The sequence below is a fragment of the Lysobacter sp. Soil_C_15 genome (assembly GCF_057657315.1).
This window is the reverse complement of the sequence record NZ_JBDGIR010000005.1, coordinates 116,170-140,504: the sequence shown is the minus strand read 5'-3', so window position 1 is coordinate 140,504 and position 24,335 is coordinate 116,170. Positions and strand designations below refer to the sequence as shown.

General features: G+C 62.9%; 26 protein-coding genes and 1 pseudogene. 6 read left to right on the top strand and 21 right to left on the bottom strand.

Going from position 1 to position 24,335, the window contains the following annotated elements:
• Positions 1 to 130 precede the first annotated feature (130 nt).
• Together AC3A57_RS13395 and AC3A57_RS13390 are read left to right on the top strand one after the other, a co-directional pair.
• Positions 131 to 1,843, top strand: a complete 1,713-nt coding sequence (locus tag AC3A57_RS13395; protein WP_487579353.1) for a M91 family zinc metallopeptidase — start codon at positions 131 to 133, stop codon at positions 1,841 to 1,843.
• A 76-nt stretch (positions 1,844 to 1,919) separates the two neighbouring features.
• Positions 1,920 to 2,612, top strand: a complete 693-nt coding sequence (locus AC3A57_RS13390; protein ID WP_487579352.1) for a hypothetical protein — start codon at positions 1,920 to 1,922, stop codon at positions 2,610 to 2,612.
• A 140-nt stretch (positions 2,613 to 2,752) separates the two neighbouring features.
• Here AC3A57_RS13390 and AC3A57_RS13385 read toward each other — a convergent pair whose 3' ends face one another.
• The 3 genes from AC3A57_RS13385 to AC3A57_RS13375 all read right to left on the bottom strand — a co-directional run bounded on the left by AC3A57_RS13385 (position 2,753) and on the right by AC3A57_RS13375 (position 4,431).
• On the bottom strand, positions 2,753 to 3,118 hold the full coding sequence (locus AC3A57_RS13385; protein ID WP_487579351.1) for a hypothetical protein: 366 nt from the start codon (positions 3,116 to 3,118) through the stop codon (positions 2,753 to 2,755).
• 238 nt (positions 3,119 to 3,356) lie between these two features.
• On the bottom strand, positions 3,357 to 3,701 hold the full coding sequence (locus tag AC3A57_RS13380) for a lysozyme inhibitor LprI family protein (protein ID WP_487579350.1): 345 nt from the start codon (positions 3,699 to 3,701) through the stop codon (positions 3,357 to 3,359).
• A gap of 388 nt (positions 3,702 to 4,089) precedes the next feature.
• Positions 4,090 to 4,431, bottom strand: a complete 342-nt coding sequence (locus AC3A57_RS13375; protein ID WP_487579349.1) for a hypothetical protein — start codon at positions 4,429 to 4,431, stop codon at positions 4,090 to 4,092.
• Positions 4,432 to 4,984: 553 nt separating this feature from the next.
• Here AC3A57_RS13375 and AC3A57_RS13370 point away from each other — a divergent pair.
• The gene (locus AC3A57_RS13370) at positions 4,985 to 5,947 is read left to right on the top strand and encodes an alpha/beta fold hydrolase (protein ID WP_487579348.1); all 963 of its coding nucleotides are present in this window, start codon (positions 4,985 to 4,987) and stop codon (positions 5,945 to 5,947) included.
• Positions 5,948 to 6,099: 152 nt separating this feature from the next.
• Here AC3A57_RS13370 and AC3A57_RS13365 read toward each other — a convergent pair whose 3' ends face one another.
• The 4 genes from AC3A57_RS13365 to AC3A57_RS13350 all read right to left on the bottom strand — a co-directional run bounded on the left by AC3A57_RS13365 (position 6,100) and on the right by AC3A57_RS13350 (position 8,786).
• Positions 6,100 to 6,597 carry a hypothetical protein gene (locus AC3A57_RS13365; RefSeq protein ID WP_487579347.1) on the bottom strand — a complete coding sequence of 166 codons (498 nt, stop codon included), beginning with the start codon at positions 6,595 to 6,597 and terminating at the stop codon, positions 6,100 to 6,102.
• 36 nt (positions 6,598 to 6,633) lie between these two features.
• Positions 6,634 to 7,176 carry a lysozyme inhibitor LprI family protein gene (locus tag AC3A57_RS13360; RefSeq protein ID WP_487579346.1) on the bottom strand — a complete coding sequence of 181 codons (543 nt, stop codon included), beginning with the start codon at positions 7,174 to 7,176 and terminating at the stop codon, positions 6,634 to 6,636.
• A gap of 21 nt (positions 7,177 to 7,197) precedes the next feature.
• Entirely contained in the window at positions 7,198 to 7,599 is a 402-nt protein-coding gene (locus tag AC3A57_RS13355; RefSeq protein ID WP_487579345.1) for a hypothetical protein, read from the bottom strand.
• A 206-nt stretch (positions 7,600 to 7,805) separates the two neighbouring features.
• A complete protein-coding gene (locus AC3A57_RS13350; protein ID WP_487579344.1) occupies positions 7,806 to 8,786 on the bottom strand; it encodes an HNH endonuclease in 981 nt (326 codons plus the stop codon).
• 324 nt (positions 8,787 to 9,110) lie between these two features.
• On the opposite strand from AC3A57_RS13350, the gene AC3A57_RS13345 reads away from it, so the two are divergent.
• Positions 9,111 to 10,007, top strand: a complete 897-nt coding sequence (locus AC3A57_RS13345; protein WP_487579343.1) for a nuclease-related domain-containing protein — start codon at positions 9,111 to 9,113, stop codon at positions 10,005 to 10,007.
• Positions 10,008 to 10,073: 66 nt separating this feature from the next.
• On the opposite strand, the gene AC3A57_RS13340 is transcribed toward AC3A57_RS13345, so the two are convergent.
• Entirely contained in the window at positions 10,074 to 11,249 is a 1,176-nt protein-coding gene (locus AC3A57_RS13340) for an XVIPCD domain-containing protein (protein WP_487579342.1), read from the bottom strand.
• A 63-nt stretch (positions 11,250 to 11,312) separates the two neighbouring features.
• On the opposite strand from AC3A57_RS13340, the gene AC3A57_RS13335 reads away from it, so the two are divergent.
• Positions 11,313 to 11,846 (top strand): hypothetical protein, encoded by a 534-nt coding sequence (locus tag AC3A57_RS13335; RefSeq protein WP_487579341.1) that lies wholly within the window; start codon positions 11,313 to 11,315, stop codon positions 11,844 to 11,846.
• 292 nt (positions 11,847 to 12,138) lie between these two features.
• Here the strand turns inward: AC3A57_RS13335 and AC3A57_RS13330 are convergent, their stop codons facing one another.
• The 7 genes from AC3A57_RS13330 to AC3A57_RS13300 form a co-directional block, all read right to left on the bottom strand.
• On the bottom strand, positions 12,139 to 12,375 hold the full coding sequence (locus tag AC3A57_RS13330) for an Imm32 family immunity protein (protein ID WP_487579340.1): 237 nt from the start codon (positions 12,373 to 12,375) through the stop codon (positions 12,139 to 12,141).
• 158 nt (positions 12,376 to 12,533) lie between these two features.
• A complete protein-coding gene (locus AC3A57_RS13325) occupies positions 12,534 to 12,770 on the bottom strand; it encodes an Imm32 family immunity protein (protein ID WP_487579339.1) in 237 nt (78 codons plus the stop codon).
• Positions 12,767 to 13,309: an XVIPCD domain-containing protein gene (locus AC3A57_RS13320; protein WP_487579338.1), complete on the bottom strand. Its 543-nt coding sequence runs from the start codon at positions 13,307 to 13,309 to the stop codon at positions 12,767 to 12,769. The genes AC3A57_RS13325 and AC3A57_RS13320 overlap by 4 nt, the downstream gene beginning before the upstream one ends.
• Before the next feature lie 403 nt (positions 13,310 to 13,712).
• Positions 13,713 to 14,240, bottom strand: coding sequence for a hypothetical protein (locus AC3A57_RS13315; RefSeq protein WP_487579337.1), 528 nt, complete (start codon positions 14,238 to 14,240; stop codon positions 13,713 to 13,715).
• A gap of 310 nt (positions 14,241 to 14,550) precedes the next feature.
• A complete protein-coding gene (locus AC3A57_RS13310) occupies positions 14,551 to 15,189 on the bottom strand; it encodes a hypothetical protein (RefSeq protein WP_487579336.1) in 639 nt (212 codons plus the stop codon).
• A complete protein-coding gene (locus AC3A57_RS13305; RefSeq protein ID WP_487579335.1) occupies positions 15,186 to 16,247 on the bottom strand; it encodes a hypothetical protein in 1,062 nt (353 codons plus the stop codon). Before AC3A57_RS13305 ends, AC3A57_RS13310 begins: the two co-directional genes overlap by 4 nt.
• Before the next feature lie 117 nt (positions 16,248 to 16,364).
• The gene (locus AC3A57_RS13300) at positions 16,365 to 16,625 is read right to left on the bottom strand and encodes a transcriptional regulator (protein WP_487579334.1); all 261 of its coding nucleotides are present in this window, start codon (positions 16,623 to 16,625) and stop codon (positions 16,365 to 16,367) included.
• A 246-nt stretch (positions 16,626 to 16,871) separates the two neighbouring features.
• Between AC3A57_RS13300 and AC3A57_RS13295 the strand changes: the two genes are divergently transcribed.
• Positions 16,872 to 17,963: a hypothetical protein gene (locus tag AC3A57_RS13295; protein WP_487579333.1), complete on the top strand. Its 1,092-nt coding sequence runs from the start codon at positions 16,872 to 16,874 to the stop codon at positions 17,961 to 17,963.
• Here AC3A57_RS13295 and AC3A57_RS13290 read toward each other — a convergent pair.
• From AC3A57_RS13290 to aceE (AC3A57_RS13265), 6 genes and pseudogenes are all read right to left on the bottom strand, one after another.
• Complete coding sequence (locus AC3A57_RS13290) at positions 17,956 to 18,441, bottom strand: PIN domain-containing protein (protein ID WP_487579332.1); 486 nt, start codon at positions 18,439 to 18,441, stop codon at positions 17,956 to 17,958. The two genes, AC3A57_RS13295 and AC3A57_RS13290, sit on opposite strands and share 8 nt — an antisense overlap.
• A 2-nt stretch (positions 18,442 to 18,443) precedes the next feature.
• On the bottom strand, positions 18,444 to 19,553 hold the full coding sequence (locus AC3A57_RS13285; protein WP_487579331.1) for an ImmA/IrrE family metallo-endopeptidase: 1,110 nt from the start codon (positions 19,551 to 19,553) through the stop codon (positions 18,444 to 18,446).
• A complete protein-coding gene (locus tag AC3A57_RS13280) occupies positions 19,550 to 20,131 on the bottom strand; it encodes a hypothetical protein (RefSeq protein ID WP_487579330.1) in 582 nt (193 codons plus the stop codon). The genes AC3A57_RS13285 and AC3A57_RS13280 overlap by 4 nt, the downstream gene beginning before the upstream one ends.
• A 210-nt stretch (positions 20,132 to 20,341) precedes the next feature.
• Positions 20,342 to 20,600 (bottom strand): annotated as a pseudogene (gene aceE, locus AC3A57_RS13275) (pyruvate dehydrogenase (acetyl-transferring), homodimeric type); the annotation flags it as partial.
• A 30-nt stretch (positions 20,601 to 20,630) separates the two neighbouring features.
• Positions 20,631 to 20,894 (bottom strand): hypothetical protein, encoded by a 264-nt coding sequence (locus tag AC3A57_RS13270; RefSeq protein ID WP_487579329.1) that lies wholly within the window; start codon positions 20,892 to 20,894, stop codon positions 20,631 to 20,633.
• Positions 20,895 to 21,120: 226 nt separating this feature from the next.
• Positions 21,121 to 23,826, bottom strand: a complete 2,706-nt coding sequence (gene aceE / locus AC3A57_RS13265) for a pyruvate dehydrogenase (acetyl-transferring), homodimeric type (RefSeq protein ID WP_487579328.1) — start codon at positions 23,824 to 23,826, stop codon at positions 21,121 to 21,123.
• Positions 23,827 to 24,335 lie beyond the last annotated feature (509 nt).

The following is a 24,335-nucleotide window of genomic DNA, read 5'->3' as shown; positions in this document are numbered from 1 at the left end:
CCGCGGCCCGCCCTATAGTCGGCACACACGTCGCCCGTCCAGGGCGGCCCACCAGGACGCGCGGCAGGAACACGGCTGCGCCGCGCGCGCCTTTCACCGTCAGCCACTGCAACGCCAAGGAGAGCGCTTTATGGCCGGCCCCACCCCGATCGTCATCAACGGCGGCACCGTTCCGCCCGGCAGCCCCGCCGCCGACACCTCGCGCAGCACGCCCGACGGCAAGGGCATCGTCTCGCAGGAACTGTTCCGCCAGGGCGACATCGTCATCAGCCGCGAGCAGGTGACCGGCGGCGACCAGTTCGCCGACACCCTGGTCATCAACAGCGGCGCCGGCGACGACAACGTGCGGGTCAGCCAGCGCGGCAACGGCGTGCTCGACGTCACCATCAACGGCCAGCCGTTCGAGATCACCCTCGCCGCGCAGCAGCAGCTCGGCGTGCGCGGCGGCGACGGCAACGACGTCATCCACGCCGCCTCCAACGTGCGCGTCAACATGGACGTGCAGGGCGGCGACGGCAACGACACCATCACCACCGGGCGCGGACGCGACCGCGTCGACGGCGGCGCCGGCGACGACGTCATCAACACCGGCCGCGGCCGCGACGACGTGTTCGGCAACACCGGCAACGACACCATCGACGCCGGCGCCGGCAACGACGTGGTCTACGGCGGCGACGGCGATGACATCCTGCGCGGCGGCCAGGGCCGCGACTACATCGAAGGCGGCCGCGGCGCCGACACCCTCGAGGGCGGCCAGGGCAACGACATCCTGTCCGGCGGCCAGGACGCCGACGTGCTGCGCGGCGGCCAGGGCAACGACCGCATCTACACCGGCGCCGGCGCCGACACCGTCGACAACCGCGCCGGCCGCGACACCGTCTACGGCCAGAGCGGCGAAGACACCGTCACCGCCACCCGCGGCGCACGCAACACCCAGGTCGAAGTCGACATGACGACCCATGTCGGCGCCAGCGTCACCGTCGCCGCCGGCTCGTCGGACGCGTTCCGCCAGCGGGTCGAGGCCGACCTGGACATGCTGCGCTCGTCCAACAACGGCCGCGAGATGTTGGCCGAGCTGGACCGCAACGCCAACGCGTTCACCGGCACCGGCCACAGCGTCAGCATCACCGAGCTGAGCAACGAGATGAACGGCTACGCCGGCCCCTCGCTGACCAACGACGCCTTCCTGCAGACCGACCCGACCACCGGCGTCACCACCCGCGGCGCCGGCATGGACTCGGTGATCAGCTACAACCCGTCCTTCCACAGCGACTTCTTCGAAACCCCGACCGTGGTCCTGCACCACGAGATGTCGCACGCCTACAACATCACCGGCGGCACCCTGCAGCAGGGCGTGTACAGCGGCACCGGCCCGGACTCGGGCAGCGTGCGCAACTTCGAACGCCAGGCGGTGGGCCTGGACAACAGCGGCGTCGCCTTCGACTTCGACCGCAACGCGGCCACGCCCGACACCAAGACCAACCCCGCCAACCTGACCGAGAACGGCATGCGCGACGAGATGGGCCTGGCGCGCCGGCAGAACTACAGCGTCGACGCCAAGAGCGCGTTCTCCGCCCCGGGCAACCCCAGCGCGACCGGCGCCGGCGGCAACGGCGGGCACAACCACAACCACGCCCACCTGGACGCGTTGTTGCAGGCGATGGAATCCGGCGACCGCAACGCCGCCCGCGACGCCACCCGCCAACTCGCCGGGCAAGCCGCCGGCCAGGAGCTGCGCCACGAGGCCATGCACGCCGCCGACCGCCAGGAGCAGGCCGCGCAGGCGCAAGCCCAGCAGACCCAGGCCGAGCCGACCCAAAGCGCCGGCGGCATGCGCCGCTGAGCGCAGGCGCCGGCCTTCGCGCCGGCGCGACACGCCCTGGCCTTACCGTGAATCGACCCATGCCGAGAGCCGCTAGATGACCGCGACCCGCACCACCGCCGCCCGCACCCGACGCGCGCTCGCCGCCGCCGCCGTGCTGACCGCCCTGTCCGCCGCGGCCTGCGCGCATGGCCTACCGCATCCTGCAGAAGACACCCCAATGAACGCCCAACCCGCATCCACTGCCGCCACCGCCGACACCCGCCTGCGCGTGCAGGACGGCCAGGACGTGAGCCTGCACGCCGAGTTCCAGTACACCGCCGCCAGCAACACCCTGCTGGTGCGCTACCGCCTGCGCAACGGCAGCGCCGACCGCGCCCTGGCCGTGTTCGACCGCGGCAGCTACGGCGACCGCGCCGGCACCGTCTACAACCCCGGCCCGATCGGCGCGCCGCGGGTGGAAACCCAGGACGGCGGCATCACCCTGCTGCATGCCCCGGCGCCGGCCTCCGCCGCCAGCCCGATGGACCCGCTCGGCCACGCCGGGCTGGCTCTGGAACTGAAGGCCGGCGGCGAACACGCCGACCAGTTCGTCTACCGCTTCGATGGCGTCCAGACCCCGCACCGCGTGCGTTGGTGCGTCGCCGTGGCGGCGTTCGACGAGAAGCAATTGCGCATGCCGACCAAGACCGGCCAAGGCACGATCTGGGTCGCCGGCGAAGCCGGCGTCGAGACGCAGCAGGTATGCACGCCGTGGTTCGATGTGGGGGCGGGGAAGTTCGTCGAGTAAGCCGGGCGAACGTTCGACTCAAGAGAACGGGCCGCGATTGCGGCCCGTTTTTTCAGGGCAACGATCTGGCCAACTCATACACGCCGTAGCAATTGGACTGCTCTTTCGAGAGCCACTTAACTACTAGTCCAATGGAGTGGCTACCCGGCCTGTACCTTGACCAGCCCCTCGATCAAGGTCTTCGCAAGCCAATAGAAGCCAGCGGAAAACGGAGCTGCGCACGCAGCGAGCACCAACCAGTGGTACCTAGCAACTCGCTCCTGGCCGAGGATGCCACTAACGCAATAAGCCACGCGCTGTCCGATATACAGCGCAAGCACCGCCAGAAGCACATAATACATACCGATTGCTATCTCACTCGAAAACTTTACACCGACATAGCTTATCGCTGCCGCTAGCGTCATCCATTCGGCAATGCGAAACACCTCTTCCGCAACAGATCGAACGCCGAAATCAAACGTTGTTTCCTTGAATCGCTCTGACCACCGCTTAGCATTGTCATGCATTCCCGCCCCCTTGTTCCCGCTGGCGTTGTCAACGGTATACCTCAAATCTCCCGATCATTAGCAATTTCCGTCATCCTGCAGCGCTTTGTGCGGCACGTCGAAATCGGTTAATCGTCGCAAGTGAATCGCTGTCCCTTCATCAACTAATCATGGTCGGTAACGTCGCCATCTGGGCTGCCTGCTCCGTTCTACTCGGCACCGCCGCGATAGCCAACGCGTCGGCTCGACCGCAGCGGTCTCACTCCACCCCGGCCGCCCGCAGCAGCGCGGCTTTCCTGGCCTCCAGGGCCTCGACTCGCTCCCGGGTCCGCTCGACTCGGCAGGCCTCGGTCAGTCCGGGCGCCTCGCGCCGGGCCATGCCCTGAACGAAGGGGTCCAGCGCGCACGCGGCATCGCGCGCCGCGGCCCAGGCCTGTTCGTCCGCGCGCAGATAGGCCGACAGGTCGTCGACGTAGGCCGGGTCGTTCTCGACGTAGCTGGCGTACTGCGCGCGCAGCAGGTTCATCAGCGAGCGCGCCGCGCTCAGCCGCCGCGCTTCCAGGCGGTGCATATCGCGGTACGGCGCGCAGGCGAACGGCCGCATCCGCTCGCATTCCGCGATGCGGCTGTCGGGCCAGCGGGCGAAGCAGGGCTTCGCGTTGCCGGGTATCGCCGATGCTCATGCAGTCGGGGTCGCGGTTGGCAGCAGCGGAGTTCTGCGCCTCCTCCGCCGCGTGAGCGGCCGGCACAAGAACGACAGCCAGGATCAGCGCGATCGCGGCGCCCCGGCGGCGCCCGCCGGCACCAGCAAGGATGTCCCGGCCGCTGCCGGTTCGAACCGTCGCTTGTCGCATCGTCGTCCTTGCGTTTCGGGCCTTGTGGGCAGCCGCGCACGGGCGGCTCGCCGGCATTGTAGGCACATCCTGCCGACCGCCAGCAGCGCGCCTGCAACAAGTCCGCCGAACGTCGTTCCGCCAGAACGCGGGCGAGCCTCAGTAGCGATGCAACCGGGCGCGCTCGAACTCGGCGGCGTCGATCGTCTCGACCGAGGTCACCGCGCAACGGCGCGAAGGGCTGGCCACTTCGCTGCCCTGCGGACACAGCAGGTGCTCGGCATCGCCGGTGACGATGCGCAGATGGCGCGCGCTGGCCACGCTGTCGCACTCCTTGGCCAGGCGCAGCAGGTAGCGTTCGTCGCCGTGCCTGACCAGCACGGCGCCGCGCGCCCGGGCCAATTGCGAGTTCGCGTTCAACTTCGTGCATTCGGCCGGCTGGGCGGCGGCCGGGCTGGCGAGCAAGCACAGGCAAAGCAAGGCGACGGGCGCGCGGGACATGCGGATTCCTCGGTGTGCGTTGAACAGCAAGGATTCCGTCGGGCGCAAAAGCGTCGCAGCGGCAGGCAGGCACGGAAGCGGGAACGCGGTCGCGCATCCGCCCGGGGCCGTCCGCCGACCGGCGCTGCGCAAGCCGGCGCGGAACGCAGCGCGCGTTGCGCGAATCGTCGCGACCTGGCCGGGCGTCTCACGCCGCAATCGCGACGCGACGCGCGCGGCGGGTGTGCGAGCACTCGGAAAAAACGCCGCAGCGGCCGTTAGCGTCGGTGCATATCGGTTAGCTTCGGTGATCCTTTCGCGCTGTGGCGAAGTCCGATTACGCCGTCTCGGAATCGCAGCCGAAGCGAGCGTATATCGGGCAGCACCCGCCGCATGCCGTGTCGATCAGCTCCAGGCGGCGGGCTCGCGCACTGACCTTGTCGTCGTTGGTCGCCTGCCCAGGCGACACGGGCGCGGCTGCCCGCAACCGGCGATGAGCGCGCGCGAGTCGCAGCACGCCGCACGCTGCCGATCCATGTGCATTCCCCCTAGATGCCCCTCATGGAGAACCGTCATGGCCGTCAAATCCCAAGACCAGTTCGTCGAGCTCGAGGACGTGAAGCTGTGCTACCGCGTCGAAGGCGACCCGTCGAACCCGCCCGTGCTGTTGATCATGGGCCTGAATTCGCAGCTGATCCATTGGCCGCAGGAACTGGTCGACAAGCTGAAAGCCGACCACTACGTGATCCGCTTCGACAACCGCGACAGCGGCCTGACCACCTGGCGGACCGGGGAACCGCCGGCCGACGGCTACCGCCTGGCCGACATGGCCAAGGACGCCGTGCAGTTGATCGACCACCTCGGCATCGACCGCCCCGACGTGATCGGCGCCTCGATGGGCGGCATGATCGCGCAGCGGCTGGCGATCGACTATCCGGACCGCGCGCGCAGCCTGTGCTCGATCATGAGCACCACCGGCAGCCTCCTGGTCGGCCACCCGCAGCCCGGCGTGATCGAAGCCCTGCTCAAGCCGCTGCCGAGCGACCGCGATGCGGCGATCGAGCACGTGTTCGGCCTGTACAACCTGATCGGCTCGCAGACCCACGCCGCCGCCGAAGCCGGACGCCGCCGCGCGCTGGCCGAAGCCGCCTACGACCGCTCGGTCGGCCCGACCGGCGCCCCGCTTCACCCCGGCGGCGGCGCGCGCCAGGTCGGTGCGATCCTGCTCGCCGGCGATCGCACCAAGGCGCTCAAGGCCCTGACCCTGCCGGCCCTGGTCGTCCACGGCAACGAAGACGCGCTGATCAACGTCTCCGGCGGCCGCGCCACCCGCGACGCCATTCCCGGCGCGCAATGGCTGGGCGGCCCGCAGAACGGCGTCGAAGGCATGGGCCACGACCTGCCGCATCCGCTGCTCGACACGATCGTCGACGGCATCGTCGCGCACCTGAAGAACGCCAGCACCCTGGCCTGGAACCCGGGCGTCGCGGAACGCGCCAACGGCGGCACCCGCCCGACCGCGCCGCGGCCGTCGTGATCGAAGTCGGCAGCGCCGACCGCGGCGGTCGGTAGCCCTGCGATGGACGGGGGCGCCGCGGGCGCCCCCGTCCTGACGTCGGCGGCCGCCGAATGCCGAACTTCAGCGCCTTTCGCGCCACGGCGGCGTGTCGCGGCGATCGAAACGCGTCGCTAGCCCTCGTCCGGGCAATCGCCCTCGCCGTGGTCCCGGTCCGCCTCGCTGCCCGCAGGCACCAGCACGGCGTACGGCTCCGCCATGTACGACGACCTGAACCACAACAGCGTCTGCCCGGACCGCTGCAGATAGCCCGCCTCCTGACCGAAGTTCGGGCAAGCGTAGTCCGGCTTCGCGTCGTCCTGCGTGCACAGGCGCAGACTGGCCCGCCCATCGCGCACGTCGCCCTGCAGCTCACCATTCCAACCGCGCACGCGACTGCCGTCGGCCCAGGTCCCTGCGATCTTGGCGCCCTGCTGGGTGATCTCCATATTGACGAAGTGGCCGAAGCGGCAGGAAGTGGAATACACCCAGTCGCCGGCGAACTCCGCGTGCTGGCCCGCATGGGCGTGCAACGCCACCACGCAAGCCAGTGCGGCAACACCCACCGCACACGAAAACACCGTTCCATTGCTCGCCACATCGATCTCCTTGTCGCCGCGCCAGCGGTCCATCGGTCCGGTCCCCCTGCCTCCCCCAACCAGCGCCGACTACCGCTCCCCCGGAAAGAACAAACTCCGCAGTTGAGCGATACGCGCCCGGGTTCGCTCGGCACGGCAGGCTTCGGTCAGGTTTTCGGCTTCGCGCCGCGACATGCCTTGCGCGAGCGGTTCCAGCAGGCAATCCACGTCGCGGAACTGCGCCCAGGCCTGACCCGACTTGGCCAGGTAATCGGCCAGGTCGTCCAGATAAGCCGGATCGCCGTCCACATAAGACGCGAAGCGCTTGCGCACGCTGGCCAAGGCCTCGCGCTGCAAGGCGGCTAGCTCCTCATCCAAGCGATACATCTCGCGATAAGGCCTACATGCGAACAGCCGTATGCGCTCGCACTCGGCAATCTCGTCATCGGACATCTTGGAGAAGCACTGCTCGCGCGTTGCGAGCTCGCGGGTGGAAAAGCAGTCCTCCTCCGCTGCCGCCGCCGTGGTCGGCGTCGCCGCAGCAGCGACGACAGGGCGGACCGCGGCCGCGTCCGCACACGCCGCCGACAAGGCCAGCGCCAGCGCAGCATGCTTGATGCACCTGAAAATCATGCCCGGCCTCTCTCAAGCCGCCTAGCGGCAACGCTCATATGTTTCAACGCGGCTCGAATCAGTAACAGCGAGCATTGGATCCGGCCCGCCGGACAGCGAATAGATCTCGTAATGGTCGTGTGCGTCTTCGTAGATGTGCAACCGGGACTTGATCCGCCAGGCCTTTGGCTTGTGCGAGATAAGGACCACGCTCAGCGGCTCGGACCAGTCCTCATAGCCATTTAGCCGGGTCGGCGTGACCTCGAATCTAGCGTCGCCACCCTCATCCGTGACTTTGCATTGATCTTGTCCCAGCGTCAGATCCCAAACCCCTAGCAGCTCTTTGGGATAGGTCACCTTTTGAGGACCAGCGGCAAGCCCGTCGCTCGGCACAAGCGCCATCGCTAGCCATGCCGCGGCGACCGCCCATCGCGTTATCTGCATTGCATGCTCCTTATGCTGTCGGGGCTTTGTTGGCTAGCGTCGCCTCGAACTCCGCCACCCGCCCGCATTCTGCCTGAACCCCATGCCGGCGGCTACGCGATACCGGGAGTTGCGCGTCTTCGACCTGGAAGGCGCCAGCATGCGCGCTACTTCGCGAAGAATACGCCCTTGAAAACACACACTTCCAAAGTGATTCAGCGCCGATGTCAGTCGCTGAGTGCGGCCTTCAGAAAGACGTTATCGCGATGAAACTGAAGATAGACACGCTGACCACTGGTGAAAGCTTGCGCGCTCGGCAGCGCATCCAAGGCAAGGCCCATACGTTGCAGCGACGGTCGGTGAGCGACAGGCGAGATCAGCACCCGCCCTTCGTCATCAAAGCTTAGAAACCCGCGATCAAACAGGTGGTCGGCATCAGGTGTCAGCAACAAACCGTTCTCACCATCCAAGCGCTCGCGGTTATCGGCGTCGCGCCAAGGCTTGCAATGGCTGGCACGAAGGTGCTCGATACGATCTACGCCGGTCAATCGGCAGCGTTGCTCGATCTGCATCACTCGCTGCTTGAAAACACCCTGACCGCGACGGGCCAGCACCAGGGCCTGCTTCTGCGTGGGCGGTAGCGCAATGTCATCCCGAACCGTGGCAATCTGGTGCTCTTCCCACTCAGCCAACCCCTGCCCGACTGGCACGTCCGCGGCATCGGCCAAGCGCCGCTCTTGGATGAGGGCATGGGCAGGTCGGCCGATTAGGTCGGCCAAGGCCAGTGCAAACGGCTCGGATAGCAAGGTGAGGTAGATGCTCTGCAGACCATGGCCGTTGGCGCGCAGGGGTGCGTAGCGCGATGGCAGCAACGGCGCCAACCGGGCCATATGCTCAGCCGGCCTAATCGAGGCCAGCCCCAGCCGGCGAAAGCGGACATCGACCCGCCAGCCTATCTGGTCCCAATGGGCGCCTACCTGACCGAACTCCAGTGGCTTGGGGGCCTCGTAGCCGTGGGACGCGACTATCCCTATGGCCGCAATCGCGCCCTCGACAAACGAGAACACCACATCCCCTGGCGCGACCTCGCGCATGTACTCATAGAACGGGTTGCGGTGGCCGTTACGCTTGCGCTTGGGCGACCACAGGTAGTCGCCACGCAGCTCGTGCTCGAAGGTTTGGTTTTGGTTGACCCACCAATAGCGCATGGGAATGCATTCTGCCTAAGAAAACACATTAGGAGAATCCAAAGTTGCGGCGCCCACTCGACCGACCCCAAGCCTGACCACCGCCCCGATGGCCGCGGCCCTGAGACCATGGAGCGATTGGCGCCAACTCGCTGTCGGCCGCGGTGCTAGCCCAAGCAATAAGTGGTTGGCATCAGCCCACCCGCGCCCCCCGTGAAGCGCCATGCTCGAAGCCCAAACCATGCCGAAACGATCTTCTTACTCAGTTTGAGCTGGCCGTTCTTGTCATCCATCGCGTCATGTAAGAGCCTGCGCTGGTAGGCCAGAAACAGATACGGATGTCTGATGAACTCGATCCTTCTCATTCTCGTGGTTGCTGCATCCATCTTTGTCCCAACGCTGCTCACGTTGGGAGTACTTTTGGCTTACAAATGGTGGCGCGACCGCCAAGGCCGACGGTCTCCACTGGCAGACCGTCGTATCCATGGGGCTGGCGAGCAGTTGCGCAAGCGGATTGAAGACCATAACGACTCGATACTAGGCGGCCTGATCGCCCTATTTTTTCTTGGCCCTTATTTTCTCGCCGCGTGGGCAATGCCGCGGGTTGAGTGGAGCGAAGCGAAATTTGGACTCACCGAGGCTCTGTTTCTGATCGCTTTCCTGCTGATGGCAGCTCTGTCCTTGCGACGTGTCATCGTCAGCGGCAACGCGCGGCGTCGCGCGATGGACGGGCTGAAGGCCGAGATGTTCGTCGCGCAGGAGCTAAACCGGTTGATCGGCCTAGGATCGACGGTGCTGCACGATGTGCCCTGCGATTCCTTTAACCTCGACCACGTCGTTATCGGTCGCCACGCGGTGTTCGTAGTTGAGACCAAGTCGGTGCGCAAGCCGCCCAAGAACGGCAGTAAAGACCATTTCAAAGTCACCTACGACGGTGAGCGCCTACGTTTTCCAGACCACGTCAATACAAAGGCCATCACCCAGGCACGGCAGCAGGCAGATTGGTTGGCTGCTCATCTTCGCCAGATGAACATCACTGTGCCCGTGAGAGCAGCGGTCGCGCTTCCGGGCTGGTGGATCGACAGCCCTCGCTTGCCGGAAGAGGGCGTACGCGTATTCAACCCCTCAGGACGGGGCGCCCATTTCATGGCGGACACGCGCCCTGGCGCAACGCCGCTCACTCCGGCTCAGGTTGGGGTTCTGACCCAAGCGCTGCTCATGCGCTATCCGGTTGAGGCCTAATCAGTCACGCGGACCAGAGCCGCATCGCGGATCTGGACTGGATGCGACCGTTACAGACCATACCCACTAACGCCCGAGCGATGGCCCTCGAACCGGATCGTCTTGCACCTGCCCTTGGACGGGGTTCGGGGTTTGCCCCAGGGCACGCTCATTTAGCGCCTCGAGCTTAGCGAACGAGGCGCTTTCCGGGGTACGCGTGGCCTCTTCGGTCTTCATATGCGCTCGGACATGGGCGGGGTCGTCCAACCGGCCTTGCACGACGAAGACGTTTTCGCCGGCGGCAACGCGATCGGTGCGGGCGCTGAATACCACGTGGTCGACGCGGGTCAGTCCAGCCTCCTTCGACAGAGCCAGCAGGCTGGCGGTAAGGCGCTCGCTGGTTTGATCCCACTGGCGGCCGTGTTGTTGGTCTTGGGCGCGGACGTGGCCGGCGATCTGGGTGTAGAGATTGTGGTCTGGATGGGCAGGGTTCGAAGGCGAGCTAAGCTTGGCCGGTGCGGCTTGTTCGCCGGGGAAACCCATCACAGCGCCTTCTCGATTCTGGCCCGCCTTTAGTAACGCTTGATAGTCGCGTAGATAGGCATCCCGCTGGGTCAACACGCCATCGGCGTTCTGATCCTGCAGCGGCTCGCCCCGCGTATAGGGAAAGTTAGGAATGGGCGCCGCAAGTTGGGTGATCGCCTGCTCATCTGTCAGATTGCCTTTGCTCCATTCCAGATGAACCGCGGCGGTTCCCAGGCCGCCGCCTTGGCCATAGCCCAACTGGCTCCAGCGCGGCTGAAACTCCTCGTGGCCTTTCAGGTCGTTGAAGATCGGAAACGCATTGAAAACGGCGCTGGCTTCCAACTGGGCACGGTACTGCACGTACTGTTCGGCCGAGTCACCGCGAAATGGCTTTACCCCTGGGTTGAACTTGTCGTGGCCGATTTCGTGCGCCAGGGTGGTGAACATCGCCAGTTCGGCTTCGATGCTTTGCTTAGCTAGAGGCCCATGCAGGGAGTTAAATGCTGCCTTGTCCACGACGATTCGAGGCGGTTCGGTCGGGTGATAGTACGGCAGCCCGATTTTGTCCTTCGGTTCGACGAAGCCGCCCTTCTCGAAGAACCTCGCGAAGTCTTCGGTGGCGTGAGAAGAGTGAAGAATCCACCCTTGCATCCTCGCAGGTAATCCCTGGAACTCGACGTGCCCCGTCAGGAACTCCGCATCGCGCGCGCTATTGACATTGCTGTCTCTACTGTCCATGTCATCACCTGCCTGGCATCCACACGGGAATGCTAATCTGAGTGCCTGGTCAAGGAGAAGACGATGAAAGCGCCCAGATGCCGCCTGGCAATGTGCTTTGTTCCGTTGCTGCTCGTTGCTTGCGCCATGTCGGCCGGCCACCCGACCCCCGACTCCAACGCCGGCGACCGGGTCGAAGATTTCTTCACTCTGCCGCTGACCGAAGGCCCGGGCGGCTTCGACCGGCTGGACCGCGCGCTACAGCGGCGCTTTCCGGCATCCGCTTCTGCTTCGGCCACAGAACGCACGGCTCAGCAGGCAGCGGTGACGCTGCGGGACGGACACGTCGTAAAGCGTTATCTGCGGCTGGAAGACGGGCGCCATCTGATGGCCGAGTTCGCAACTGCGCCCTGCGTACCGTTGCAACTCGCGCTATCGCTGACCCAGCCCGATCCGTCCCAGCTCGACTACTACCGGCGCACCGGCATCTACCTGGCGACCGGGCGCGGCATGTCGGTGACGTTCTCGCCGGATGCGGCCAAGCCCGAATGCGTGGGGTCGATCGAGATTGCCGAAACCCCGAGAGCGCACAGCAGCGATCACTCGCCTCAGGGCTGAGGTGGATCGCCGTCGGTAACGATGCCCTCGCCCGCACACTCAGAACACATCTCAAAGGCTGCCCGGTGTTTGGCTCCGTCGGAGCGCTCGACGCACACGTCACCTACGCCGCGGCAGCGCCGGCACCAACGCAAGCCATACAGGACGGTCGCGTCCCCTACACGGGCTGCCGCGCGGAACAAGCGCTTGCGGATCTCCCGCTTCAGTGAGCTTGAATCACCCATGCTCCCCCCTGAGCAACAACCTGGCCCGGCCGGAGGCCGTGAATCAGCGAAGCCAATACGTTCTGGACCTATCGTGACCGCATCACGACGAAGTGCGGCGAGTCGTCGAAGTCTGGTTGACGGTGCGACAGGTGCTCATGGTCGTAGGCATCGCCCATGCGATCCATGGCGTCGGCCGCCTGGCTCAAGAACGCGGCGATGCGGCGGAGTTCGTCCGGGCTGGCCCACATATTGATCTCCGCCAAGTCGGCATGCCGGACGTCGTCCGCATCCTGATCTTCTACGCTGTAGCCCCTGAGCTTCATGCATCCACCTCGCATCGTTTTTGGCCACCGGCCTGTTAGCGTGTCAGCCACATCGATGGCCGGCCCGAAAGCAACTCGCCCATAGCCGGACCAATGGGCCCGCCTACCCCGCTTCCAGACACCGCCTGCAAGGCATTCGGCCTCCACCGCGATTACCACTATCTCGCCCGCGCCACGATCAGATGCGGCGAATCGTCGAAGCCCGGTTGGCGATCCCCCAGGTGCTCGTGGTCGTAGGCATCGCCCATGCGCTCCATGGTATCGGCCGCGTCGCGAAGGAATGCGGCGATGCGCCTGAACTCATCCGGAGTAGCCACAAGACTGACTTCTGCAAGCCCGAGAAGGCGGGCTTCGTCTGCGTTGCGGTCTTCGATTTCGTAGCCAAAGAATTTCATGGTTGCGTGCACCTGGCGAGGCGGGTCGCAGCATAGCGGGCCATTTGCCCACTGGCCATAGCTCTGCCGCAGGGGCTAACGGCCGATCGATCGCCCTCGGACCAGATCATCCTGCACCTGACTTGCACCGGGTTCGGGGCTTGCCCCACGGTACGCTCTTTCAGCGCCTCTACCTTGGCGAACGAGGCGCTTTCCGGGATGCGCGTGGCCTTTTCGGTCTTCATATGCGTCCGGACATAGGCAGGGTCGTCCAGCCGGCCTTGCACGACAAATACGTTTTCGCCGGCGGCGACACGATCCGTGCGGGCGCTGAATACTACGTGGTCGACGCGGGTCAGTCCGGCCTCCTTCGACAGGGTTAGCAGGCTGGCGGTAAGGCGCTCGCTGGCCTGACCCCATTGCCGGCCGTGCTGTTTGCCCTGGACGCGGACTAAGTCGCGGACTTGCCCGTACAACTGGCGGTCCGGATGTGCGGGCTGAGTCGGGCCAATGGACTTGGCGACTACGGGATCTATGTCGTTTGCCGGCTCGAGAGGCACATGAAGGTCTGCTGCAAGTTGCTGACCATCTCCTGGGATACGCGCGTAGTTCGACCTTGGCTATCCACGTAGTCGCTGTTGCCGAAGCGCAGCGACATTTCCTAAAGCTTTAGCGCTGTATGCACTGAAGAACCTGTGCCGTGATCTGACGACGAGAGGGCACCAAACGGTAGCCGCATAGTTCCGCTGGCGATATCCGTGTGGCCAATCGGTCCCTCCCAGCTTGGGTCAAGCGGGAAGGAACGCAGGGCCCCCTGCTTGACGGCGTCATTCAAGCCTCTGAGCAGCGCCTGATACCCCTGCAAAACTCGACGCAGCCGTTCGACTTGAACAGGCGCCACCCCAGGCTGTGCCGCGAACGCGTCGACTGCAGCATCCAGCTGCCGATTCATCCCTGCCATGCTCAATCTGCCGAAGTGATCATCAAATGACCGACACACAAACGCGGCGCAGCGGCCTGATCCCCTGGCGCCCCCGGCGCGAGCACGACCATGACATCCACGCGGTCGCGGCGAAAGGTGTAGGCCAGCGTTTGGCCTATCTCATCCACATCTACACGCATCATAAAGCCGTCATCTTTCAGTTGCTTGGCGACCACGTCCAACTCCAAGCCGCACAGCGGCTCACCGGCAGGCGGGGTATCGCCGTCGTGCGCATAGTTCAGTTCGACCGCTATGGGTGGATTGGCGCCGCGATAGATAACACTGTAGAACCAGGGCGAGTCCGGGAGCTTGATGATGAGTCCATGGGCCCTGCCGCGGGGGTCGTACTTCAACGGAAGCCCGGTTTTGGCTGCTACTTCGTCAACGGTCAAACCATCGGTGGTTTTCAAGCCGTCCAATAACCGAAGCACCCGATTGCCGACCTCCAGCGGAGTCAGCTCGGGATACTCGGAGGGGGAACTGGGCCGGAAAGGCTCGGTCGACGCCATGTCGTGCGGCTCCTTCGGAGGCACGGATGGGTTGACTTTGGGCTCGTGCGCGCACGCGCTGCCTAGTACAAGAAGCGCCACCGCCGCTAATAGCGATCGCGATGCTCGGCCGACAACCCGTCCCGACGGTTCAAAGCGACGAAACTCAAAGTTGCGCATTCCATGCACCGTTCGCTTTGCAGATGTGGCGAGCATACGGGAACCCTGCTGCAACTGACAGAGAACCAGGAGTAGCGCGCCGCGGTAATAAGCACACTTCGAGACTGGCAAGACGGAATTTTGTAGGTTCCGCTGAGGCGCCCACCATCCATCAATCTTTCGACTGAATGGTCAAAACTTCCACACAGGAATCTATTCCGAGCGGACTGGGCATGCTGTGCCGACTCGGCACGACCCGAACGCGCACTTCGTTTCGACTGAAGACATGTTCCAGCGTGCGTCCCATCTCGTCGACGTCGGTGGTCATGCCATAGCCCAGGGCCTTCAGACGCTCCGCGACCGCGGTCGCACCCAGTGCGCATGGAAATGCGTCAGCCGTCCGCGGGTTGTCAGGCGCCTCGTAGCGTATTTCGACGAAGCGCCGCCCGCCCTTGTCACGATAGATGACGTTGTAGAACCCAGCGTCCTGGGCCAGCTCTACGGCGAAGGCGTACACCTTGCCAGCCGGAGCGTACTTGAGCGGCATTCCGGTTCGCGCAATCACCTGCTCCAGCGAAAGCTCGTCCATCGACTCAAGCCCGTCGACGAGATTCAGGACACGTCGTCCGACTTCCTCGGCTGTCAGTTCGGGATACTCACTTGCCTGACTGATTCTGTAAGTATCGGCCGGCATCGGGTCGAAGGCCCCCGTAGCTCTCTTGTCTTTCGGGGCGTACGCGCAGGCGCTTGCCATCATCGAACACAGCAGCAGCGCAATGACGCTACCACGGGGAATCGCCAACGACTTCATGGCTGGCCCTTCGCCGTAATCAACAGTTGCGCCAGGCAAGACTTGGACGTTCCAGCCGTGCTGCCGGGCGCACTCGGGCCCGGAACCAATCGGACGATGAGCGGCGTGCGTTCGAAGTAATAGGCCAAGTTCCGACCAAGCTCGTCCACGTCGATCCATGGAGTGAAGCCATCGTCCTTGAGCCGCTTTGCGACCTCATCGACCGTCAGGGGACACAGGGGCGCCCCCTTGGGCTGGGTGTCGCCGGCATAGGCATATTCGAGTTCCACCGCCCTACCCTGTCCGTCGCGATAGTTGAGGCCGTAGTACCAGGGCGAATCGGGCATCTGCACCGTGAACGCATGGACCTTGCCCTTGGGCGCGTACCTCAACGGCAGGCCGGTTTGGGCGATGACGTGATCGAGCGACAGTTGCTCCATCGTGTCCAGTCCATCCAACAGCCGCAGCGCCCTATGCCCCACCGCTTCGGGCGTCAAGTCCGGGTACTCGGACGCTTGGCTAAGCCGATAAAGCGGCTGCCGTCGTTCGGTCTTCAAGTGCAGGAAGCTGATGTCGCCCAGACAATGCGGTTGGGCGGCGGACTCGGTGAGCGTCAGCTCCATGTCGTTGCGGCGCGCACTGAAGCTGCGCGGCGCCGAACCCGGTGCCGTTGACGCGTGCCAGCGAAGGCCGGCCAGCGCCGCAGCGCGCTGCATCGGGTAGCACGGCCGGTCGGCGACGAAGATCGACGCCACCGGGCGATGCCAGTATCGGTTGTCGATCTGTACGCCAGCCGCAACGAAGCCATCAGCCAGCCCGACCGGGCTACGGCTGTACACCTCCGGCGGGTCTTGGTGGCCGGTAGTAGACGAATACAGCGCCAATAGAGCGCGCAGCACCCGATCGTAGCCCTGCGGCCCTTGCAGCGGCCAGCGCAGAAAGTCGTCGATGCCTACACTGGGCCGCGCTTGAACCCGGGCGGCGTCGCTATCCGGCGGCGCGGCCGAAGCGGCCTGGGTCGAGAGAAGCAGGAACGCGAGCCATGCCGTGCAGGCCCTGAAAACATCGGCGCTACTCATAGTTTCGCCCTCCCTGACAGCCGCCTCGCGATCGCGAAGCAGCTTAGGTCAGCGGCTGAGGCGGGGCAAAAGCACAGTCGTCTGCTGCCGACAGCCAGCACCGATGCAATCGGTGCCTCAGCCCTTCTCGGCAGAGGCGCCGGCTTGGGCCAGCCGGGCCTTGAGGTCGGCCACGGCCTTGCGCTGCTCGGACTTGGACAGCAGGCCCAGGGTCAGGATGGCCTCGGCCAGCACGTCGGTGTCGGCGTAGAGGAAGGCGAGCGGGACGCCCAGCGACTGCGCGATGCGGCGCGCGGTGGCCAGACCGGCGTCGTGGACGGCCTTTTCGTAGCGATTGATGCGGACGGCGGCCGTTTCTTGCGGCAAATCCATAGACATGCCCAGCTCCTTCTGCCAGCGAAAATATTCAACTAGCAAAGAATATGCCTGCCGAGCACTCCGTCAATTACGATTATCGTAATTACGATAATCGTAATTGACGGAGCGAAATTCCAACTTTCATGCACACCGTACAGAAGTCAACATCATGAAGCCACATCTGACAAACGGTTATTGAAATGTGCCATCGAGAGTGCGATAAGGCGAAGAACCAGCTAGCTAGCGCTCGATATCCACGGAGGGGGTATGTCGTGCAACATCGTCCAGGTGAACAAAAGAAGGGACGGCGGCTACAGGTACTGGTGCATAACTCATTCAGCTGATGCAACAGCGAAGTACGGGGTCGCCGCCCCGGAATGCGCGGCAGCTCACGATGAGGTAATAGATGAAAGCGAGACCTTTGAGCTCATACCTAGCCAGTACGGCGGCGGTGTGGCTATCTGGGGCGCAGTCCCTCCTGCATATGACACAACTACCTTGCCCATAGATCGAGGGATACATATTCACGCAAGGTCAAAAAAAGACCAAAAAAAAGAGATAGATCAAACATATCGAAAAGTTATCGTACCAGTACAATCATCTTTGCTATCCGCGAGAAGCATGGCCGTCAATGAAATAGACGCTATAAATTACATGATCTCGGGAATATTTGGATTTGAGACAAAGTACATTGAATGCCCAAGGTGCCACACACCTCATTTAGACCGCGACTGGTTTGCAGTCCACCCACACAAGAGGCATTTATGTCACGGTTGTGGTCGTTATTTTAGCGACAACGAAGATGCTATTGGGAACCCAATATCGCTAGTTCGCGACGTGCTTGGCCACAAACACCATAAAGTAATTTCCACAGCACTGCCCACCGTCGTTCGACAGGAACAATTCCCAGCCGGCGTGCAGATATGGGGTTCAAATCCAGCAATATTATGGACCGGAGCTCAATCCGAAAAGAGCGGTATACATTTTCATGGATACAAAAATTCTAAAGCAATGCCCGATGTAGACGGCACATTTTCAGAGATCGTCATTGATGATCTGAGATTAGACGCCACACAGATTCGATACTATATGGCACAAAAATCTATGCCACACCTAGAGAACCGCATTACGTCTCTAAGCTGCAGCGCCTGCGGGCATGATCATTTCGACATTGGGGAGCTGGCGTTTACACCGCACATTGACCATAACTGCTTATTCTGCGGCGCCAAGTTCCGATCCCCGGGGGCGGTGAAAAAGACCATCAGCAATCCGTTCCACGCAGCCAGGGACAAGCTTTCAAGACTTGCCGTCAATCCCCTGCGAGACGACAAACTGGGCTTTAGACCCGAAACTATATAGAAAAAAAATCAGCAGCCAGATCGGGAAGAAATCCACCACGCTCTCTCATCAAGCGATAGGCTTCCCACGCCTCGGTTTCCGTGATGAGTTTTTGCTCCACCGCGCGACGAAGCAGGCCCACCGAGCCAGTAAGTCTCTCTGCCCCTAACTGCGCGGCGGCAACTCTTCTTCCCGCCAGGTCATCGCAAGCTATTGAATGACCAAGCAGTTGAGCCGCCATAATGGACTCTGTTTCACCAGCACCCAAGTTCCACAAACTAGCCCGCGTTTCAAACAACGCGGCATCTATTGTTGTGTCATCAATTTCGCTAAGAACCCCACAACCATCAAGCTCAGAAATTATTCCAGAAGCGCTCCTAGATTCGCGACGAACCTCCTTGCTAATAAAAAAACAAAATCCGCGCAGCTTAAGCACCTTGAGCAAAACCTCGCCATTTATTAAATTAAGAAATGTCGAGGCATCCAGCACAAGATTCACAATCACGTCCTTGAGTTGGTCGCCATAAGCAAAGCAGCGGGAACATTAAGTAGTTCCGCTGCTCTTCCTATCGAAAGATCTCCCGCTTTCACTTTTTCCACTGCTCTTTGGAGCAGTGACGCCGAAGTACCTATCTCAATTTCTGGTCTAGCGGAAAGACCAAGTTGCTCTGCGCGTCGCTCGGGATTCCCGTGCTGGCCACATAGGGTCTGATACAAGGCCCAAGCCCCACCTTTCGGCAACAATTCAAGCTGCTCGCATCGACGTGCGGCAACTTCAAAACTAACCCCGTAAAATCGCGCCAGAGTTAGAATTTCTATATCACCGAGTGGTCCGGATACTTGGTATTTATCCCTGACGAAATTCAGAAGCCGCAGCACTCCAGCAGGCGGCAACAGCAACGCTGAAGCGAAGTCATCCGCAAATTTCTCTTCTTTTTTCTTAGGCGGCTTTATGTCGCCCACCCCATGGTCGTCTACTACAGCAAAATTTTGATCTACGCCATGATGTGCAAACAAATGCCCTAGCTCATGTGCGAGGGTAAAGAGCATTCTTGGCTTGAAAGTGCGCAGCCCTAACAAAATTACGGCCTGACCGTCTGCTATAGCAGAGACGCCGTCAACAGTCGAATCTCGGTTGAATGCGATGATGACCCCTAAATCTTCGCTAGCAATGCGAGACAGATGCAGAGCGGGGTCGAGATCACCCAATTGGGTAGTCTGTCTAAAGTATTCCGCCAGCAACTCCGGCCCGGCCGCTAACGCGGCGAATCCTTGAAATTCCCTTACCCCCCTCGCGCCATAATTAATATTACCTACAACTGAAATAATATCGCGTATTTGAGAGCCAATAAGCTGATACTGATTAAATGGATCACCGCTCGAATATAGATTCTGGCGAAAAAGCAAATCTATGGAGCGGACATCACCCTCACCCTGCAACAGGCTGGATAGAGGAAGCTTAAGAGCTTCCGATATTTTCCGAACTTCGGATAAATTGGCCTGCGCCCCTCCTACTATTTCATTAATTCTAGGAAGAGGAATGCCCGAACGTTTCGCAATTCTGCCCCACGAAACCTTCTTCCCTCTAAGCTGATCGGCGATTCTTATCACCGTCGCGCCTCTCGCTTCAATTCACGCAAGGCGTCCCTGAGAGTGTTTGCCTGCAATTCAGTCATCTTTCGGTGACGCCCAATTATCTCGCGGATACTACTCCCTTTGGGCTTTTCAAAAATCCTCGCGAGAATATTTGCACTATGCTCCCGCCCCAGACTCACTTCTTTCTGAGTCTCCAGAACAACCTGACTCCTACCCTCTATATAATTCACTATTCGACGATCAAAATTTGAGTGCCTGTCTCTAGGATCCTGATTTCCAGCCGCGGTCACGATAATATTCCCGTGCTTTATACGCCCGTTAAAATCGAGACGATGCTCAGGGTACTTTTCATACGCAGCTAATTGATCAATCAACTTAGATCCCACTTCAATACCGCCCACCACATACTGCCGCACACCAGGCCCCATGCTTCCGCTGATTACAAATATCTGATCGCCAGGGCGAACTAAGCGGCGGATATCCGGACGACAGGTTCCCATGGTGGGCCTGACACCTCTTCCCATGATCGGATCGGTAAGTGGATGCCCCATTCCGGGATCGGAACGCGGAGAAATGAAGATGTAGCTAGGCATTGGACGTCCTCGCTGTCATTTCGCGCGTTGTGGCATAAAAACAGCCCGGACGCAAGTCCGCTCTATTATGAGAATCCTCCGCGCACTTGCTTTGCTTCATCAACGCAACAACGATAGTCGACTCCAACAAATGTGCGTCTGGGACCAAAAAATAAAACGGGCGGCCATTCGCTCGCCTTTTTTTATGCCTGAACGTGGTAGCAAGCATTTAACAGCAATGGGATTCGACTTCTCGATATCAGTCTTGTAATGCTTGGTCACCCGAGTCACATCCTTCCCAGTCATCTTCCCTTCCGCCGCGGCAATAGCCGTATGGGCAATGTAGTAGCGGTCGACCTCGAAGTTGCCGCGCAGGTTGGCGCGGGTGTCGCTGCGACCGAAGCCTTCGGTGCCGAGCACTGTGTCGCGCATAGACACGGACTCGTTCCCGGTAAATGCGGATGTAGTCGGTCGCAGCGATCACCGACCCTACATATCGCATCCGCCGGCGCCGATACGACTACTTTTCCTTGATCTGGCTCCAGCGGCCCTGCTCGAAGCGCCAGGTCGAGTCGAGTTCGCCGCAGTTCGAGTACAGCTTGAACTCGCCGCTGGGCGCGCCGTCGCGGAAGCGACCCTCCCATTCGGCGCATTCGCGCGGGTGCTTGTCGCCGAAGAAGGTGTCGTAGGCGGCGCCGGTGTAGGGACGGCCGTCGCGGGTACGGGCGGCGCTGGGCAGGATGTCCTGGCCCTTGATGTCGAGCTGCAGTTCGCCGGCGTGCACGAGGGCGGGGTCGGCCGCATTGGTGCAACCGCTGGCGGCAAGGCCTAGGGCAAGAACGAGGGCGAGGCGAAAGCGGATGGCGAGACGAGGTCCGTTCATCGTGTTCACATCCCTGACGGCGGCGGCCGGTGCGCCGCCCAGACGGTTCAAAACTAAAAGTGCCTCCGGCAAAAAACAAGGGCGGCCTTGCGGCCGCCCTTGCTTGTCACATTAACCGGCGATTCGATCAGACGCCGAGCGGATTCGGCTTCTCCACATCGATCTTGTACTGCTTGATCGCCCGAGCCACATCCTTCCCGGTCATCTTGCCTTCCGCCGCCAGCGCCGCGATGGCGGCGTGGGCGATGTAGTAGCGGTCGACTTCGAAGTGGCGGCGCAGGTTGGCGCGGGTGTCGCTGCGGCCGAAGCCGTCGGTGCCCAGTACTGTGTAGCGCATCGGCACGTAGGCGCGGACCTGTTCCGGGTACATGCGGATGTAGTCGGTCGCGGCGATGGCCGGGCCCTGGCGGCCTTCCAGCAGTTCGGTGATGTAGGGCTTGCGCGGGGTCTTGGCTTCGGGATTGACGCGGTTCCAGCGCTCGGCGTCGATGGCTTCGCGGGCCAGTTCGTTGAAGCTGGGGCAGGACCAGATGTCGGCGGTGACGCCGAAGTCCTTGTCCAGCAGCTCGGCGGCGGCGATGGCTTCGCGCAGGATGGTGCCGCTGCCCATCAGCTGGACGCGCAGTTCGCCCTTCTTGGGCTTGCCGGCGTCCTTGAGCAGGTACATGCCCTTGATGATCCCGTCCGCGCTGCCTTCCGGCATGTCGGGGTGCGGGTAGTTCTCGTTCATCAGGGTGAGGTACCAGTACTCGTCGCGCTGCTCGGTCAGCATGCGCTGCATGCCGTGCTGGAGCAGGGTCACCACTTCGTAGCTGAAGGTCGGGTCGTAGCTGCGGCAGTTCGGGATCAGGCCGGCCTGGACCATGCTGTGGCCGTCTTCGTGCTGCAGGCCTTCGCCGTTGAGCGTGGTGCGGCCGGCGGTGGCGCCGAGCAGGAAGCCGCGCGCGCGCATGTCGGCGGCCTGCCAGGCGCTGTCGCCGATGCGCTGGAAGCCGAACATCGAGTAGTAGATGTACAGCGGCAGCATCTGCAGGTCGTTGGTGCTGTAGCTGGTGGCGGCCGCCAGCCAGGACGCGAACGCGCCGGCTTCGGTGATGCCCTCTTCCAGCACCTGGCCGGTGACGTCTTCGCGGTAGTACATCAGCTGGTCGCGGTCGACCGGCTTGTACTTCTGGCCGTGCGGGGCGTAGATGCCGAGCTGGCGGAACAGGCCTTCCATGCCGAAGGTGCGGGCCTCGTCGGCCACGATCGGCACCAGGCGCGGGCCGACCTGCTTGTCTCTCAACGCAATGTTCAGCGCCTGCACGAACGACATAGTGGTGCTGATCTCGCGCTCGCCGGTGCTCTTGAGCAGGCGGTCGAAGGCGTCCAGCTTGGGCACTTCCAGCGAGGTGCTGGCCTTGCGCCGGCGCTGCGGCAGGTAGCCGCCGAGGGCCTTGCGGCGCTCGTGCATGTATTCGACTTCCGGCGACTTCTCGCCGGGGTGGTAGAACGGCACCGCGCCGTCCTTGAGCTGGTCGTCGGTGACCGGGATGTTGAAGCGGTCGCGGAACAGGCGGACGGCTTCGTCGTCCATCTTCTTGGTGCCGTGGGTCGGGTTGAGCGACTCGCCCGAGGCGCCCATGCCGTAGCCCTTGACCGTCTTGGCCAGGATCACGGTCGGCATGCCCTTGGTGTTCACCGCATCGTGATAGGCGGCGTAGACCTTGTGCGGGTCGTGGCCGCCGCGGTTGAGGCGCCAGATGTCGTCGTCGGACAGGTTGGCGACCAGCGCGGCGGTCTCCGGGTATTTGCCGAAGAAATTGTCGCGGGTGTACTTGCCGCCGAAGGCCTTGCAGTTCTGGTACTCGCCGTCGACGGTTTCCATCATCAGCTGGCGCAGCTTGCCGGTGGTGTCGCGGGCCAGCAGCGGATCCCAGTAGCTGCCCCAGATGGTTTTGATGACGTTCCAGCCGGCGCCGCGGAACTGGCCTTCCAGCTCCTGGATGATCTTGCCGTTGCCGCGCACCGGGCCGTCCAGGCGCTGCAGGTTGCAGTTGATGACGAAGATCAGGTTGTCCAGGCCTTCGCGGCCGGCGACCGAGATCGCGCCGAGGGATTCGGGCTCGTCGGTTTCGCCGTCGCCGAGGAAGGCCCAGACCTTGCGGTCGGACTTGGGCAGCAGGCCGCGGCCTTCCAGGTACTTCCAGTTGCGGGCCTGGTAGATCGCGCTGATCGGGCCCAGGCCCATCGACACGGTCGGGATCTGCCAGTAGTCGGGCATCAGCCAGGGGTGCGGGTAGGAGCTGACGCCGCGGCCGTCGACTTCCATGCGGAAGTTGTCGATCTGCGATTCGCTGATGCGGCCTTCGAGGAAGGAGCGGGCGTAGATGCCGGGCGAGCTGTGGCCCTGGATGCCGATCAGGTCGCCGGGGTGGTCGGCCGAGGGCGCGCGCCAGAAGTGGTTGAAGCCGACGTCGTACAGGGTGGCCGCGGAGGCGAAGCTGGCGATGTGGCCGCCGAGGTCGCCGGGCTTGCGGTTGGCGCGCACGACCATGGCCATGGCGTTCCAGCGGATCAGCGAGCGGATCCGCCATTCCATCGCGGCGTCCCCGGGGCTCTTGGCCTCCAGGTGCGGCGGGATGGTGTTGATGTATTCGGTGGTGGGCTGGAACGGCAGGTGGGCGCCGGCGCGGCGGGTCACCTCGACCATGCCCTCGAGCAGCTGGTGGGCGCGCTCGGCGCCGTCGCGGGCGATGACGGCCTGGACGGATTCGACCCATTCCTGGGTTTCGGTCGGATCGGGATCGTTCTGGAGCAGGTCGTGCAAAGAGCTGGCAAGCGGCTGATTCATCGATCTCGCGGCCCCGTGGCCGCGCCTCGGAGGTGGGGGGCGGATTAGAGCCCCGAGTCTAACAAACGGCGACCGGGTTACGGCTTGCGGGGGGTGGCCGGTGGGGTGGAATAGTTCGTTTTGGCTAGGGCTTAGCTGTGGATACGGGGGCGTGTGGTGGATGTGTGGCGGTGGCCTTTGCCGCTGCGGGTCGGGTGGTTTTTGTAGGAGCGGCGTGAGCCGCGACAGCCGCAGCGGTGGTCGACAGCGTTTTGGCCGAAGCCGGTCCAGTCGGGATGTTGGGAGGTTCGTTCCGGTTGGCCGGGCTTCGGATGGGGCGCTTGCGTGCACCGCTGCGGATGTCGCGGCTCACGCCGCTCCTACAGGGGGCGGTACGCCGGGGTAAAGAGGGACGACGCGGGTATAGGGCGGGACGCCGTCGATCGGGACGGTTTTTTGTAGGAGCGGCGTCCCACGGGGATTTCCTCCGGTCATAAGCCGCGACAACCGCAGCGGTGGTCGACAGCGCG

What these genes read in the sequence shown, in the direction of transcription:
- aceE (WP_487579328.1), bottom strand. Translation starts at nt 23,826, where the DNA reads ATGAATCAGCCGCTTGCCAGCTCTTTGCACGACCTGCTCCAGAACGAT.
- AC3A57_RS13365 (WP_487579347.1), bottom strand. Translation starts at nt 6,597, where the DNA reads ATGGACCGCTGGCGCGGCGACAAGGAGATCGATGTGGCGAGCAATGGA.
- AC3A57_RS13385 (WP_487579351.1), bottom strand. Translation starts at nt 3,118, where the DNA reads ATGCATGACAATGCTAAGCGGTGGTCAGAGCGATTCAAGGAAACAACG.
- AC3A57_RS13280 (WP_487579330.1), bottom strand. Translation starts at nt 20,131, where the DNA reads ATGCCTAGCTACATCTTCATTTCTCCGCGTTCCGATCCCGGAATGGGG.
- AC3A57_RS13335 (WP_487579341.1), top strand. Translation starts at nt 11,313, where the DNA reads ATGAAAGCGCCCAGATGCCGCCTGGCAATGTGCTTTGTTCCGTTGCTG.
- AC3A57_RS13390 (WP_487579352.1), top strand. Translation starts at nt 1,920, where the DNA reads ATGACCGCGACCCGCACCACCGCCGCCCGCACCCGACGCGCGCTCGCC.
- AC3A57_RS13345 (WP_487579343.1), top strand. Translation starts at nt 9,111, where the DNA reads ATGAACTCGATCCTTCTCATTCTCGTGGTTGCTGCATCCATCTTTGTC.
- AC3A57_RS13375 (WP_487579349.1), bottom strand. Translation starts at nt 4,431, where the DNA reads ATGTCCCGCGCGCCCGTCGCCTTGCTTTGCCTGTGCTTGCTCGCCAGC.
- AC3A57_RS13350 (WP_487579344.1), bottom strand. Translation starts at nt 8,786, where the DNA reads ATGCGCTATTGGTGGGTCAACCAAAACCAAACCTTCGAGCACGAGCTG.
- AC3A57_RS13295 (WP_487579333.1), top strand. Translation starts at nt 16,872, where the DNA reads ATGTCGTGCAACATCGTCCAGGTGAACAAAAGAAGGGACGGCGGCTAC.
- AC3A57_RS13310 (WP_487579336.1), bottom strand. Translation starts at nt 15,189, where the DNA reads ATGAAGTCGTTGGCGATTCCCCGTGGTAGCGTCATTGCGCTGCTGCTG.
- AC3A57_RS13370 (WP_487579348.1), top strand. Translation starts at nt 4,985, where the DNA reads ATGGCCGTCAAATCCCAAGACCAGTTCGTCGAGCTCGAGGACGTGAAG.
- AC3A57_RS13380 (WP_487579350.1), bottom strand. Translation starts at nt 3,701, where the DNA reads ATGCGGCCGTTCGCCTGCGCGCCGTACCGCGATATGCACCGCCTGGAA.
- AC3A57_RS13305 (WP_487579335.1), bottom strand. Translation starts at nt 16,247, where the DNA reads ATGAGTAGCGCCGATGTTTTCAGGGCCTGCACGGCATGGCTCGCGTTC.
- AC3A57_RS13355 (WP_487579345.1), bottom strand. Translation starts at nt 7,599, where the DNA reads ATGCAGATAACGCGATGGGCGGTCGCCGCGGCATGGCTAGCGATGGCG.
- AC3A57_RS13360 (WP_487579346.1), bottom strand. Translation starts at nt 7,176, where the DNA reads ATGATTTTCAGGTGCATCAAGCATGCTGCGCTGGCGCTGGCCTTGTCG.
- AC3A57_RS13300 (WP_487579334.1), bottom strand. Translation starts at nt 16,625, where the DNA reads ATGTCTATGGATTTGCCGCAAGAAACGGCCGCCGTCCGCATCAATCGC.
- AC3A57_RS13325 (WP_487579339.1), bottom strand. Translation starts at nt 12,770, where the DNA reads ATGAAATTCTTTGGCTACGAAATCGAAGACCGCAACGCAGACGAAGCC.
- AC3A57_RS13330 (WP_487579340.1), bottom strand. Translation starts at nt 12,375, where the DNA reads ATGAAGCTCAGGGGCTACAGCGTAGAAGATCAGGATGCGGACGACGTC.
- AC3A57_RS13395 (WP_487579353.1), top strand. Translation starts at nt 131, where the DNA reads ATGGCCGGCCCCACCCCGATCGTCATCAACGGCGGCACCGTTCCGCCC.
- AC3A57_RS13340 (WP_487579342.1), bottom strand. Translation starts at nt 11,249, where the DNA reads ATGGACAGTAGAGACAGCAATGTCAATAGCGCGCGCGATGCGGAGTTC.
- AC3A57_RS13315 (WP_487579337.1), bottom strand. Translation starts at nt 14,240, where the DNA reads ATGGCGTCGACCGAGCCTTTCCGGCCCAGTTCCCCCTCCGAGTATCCC.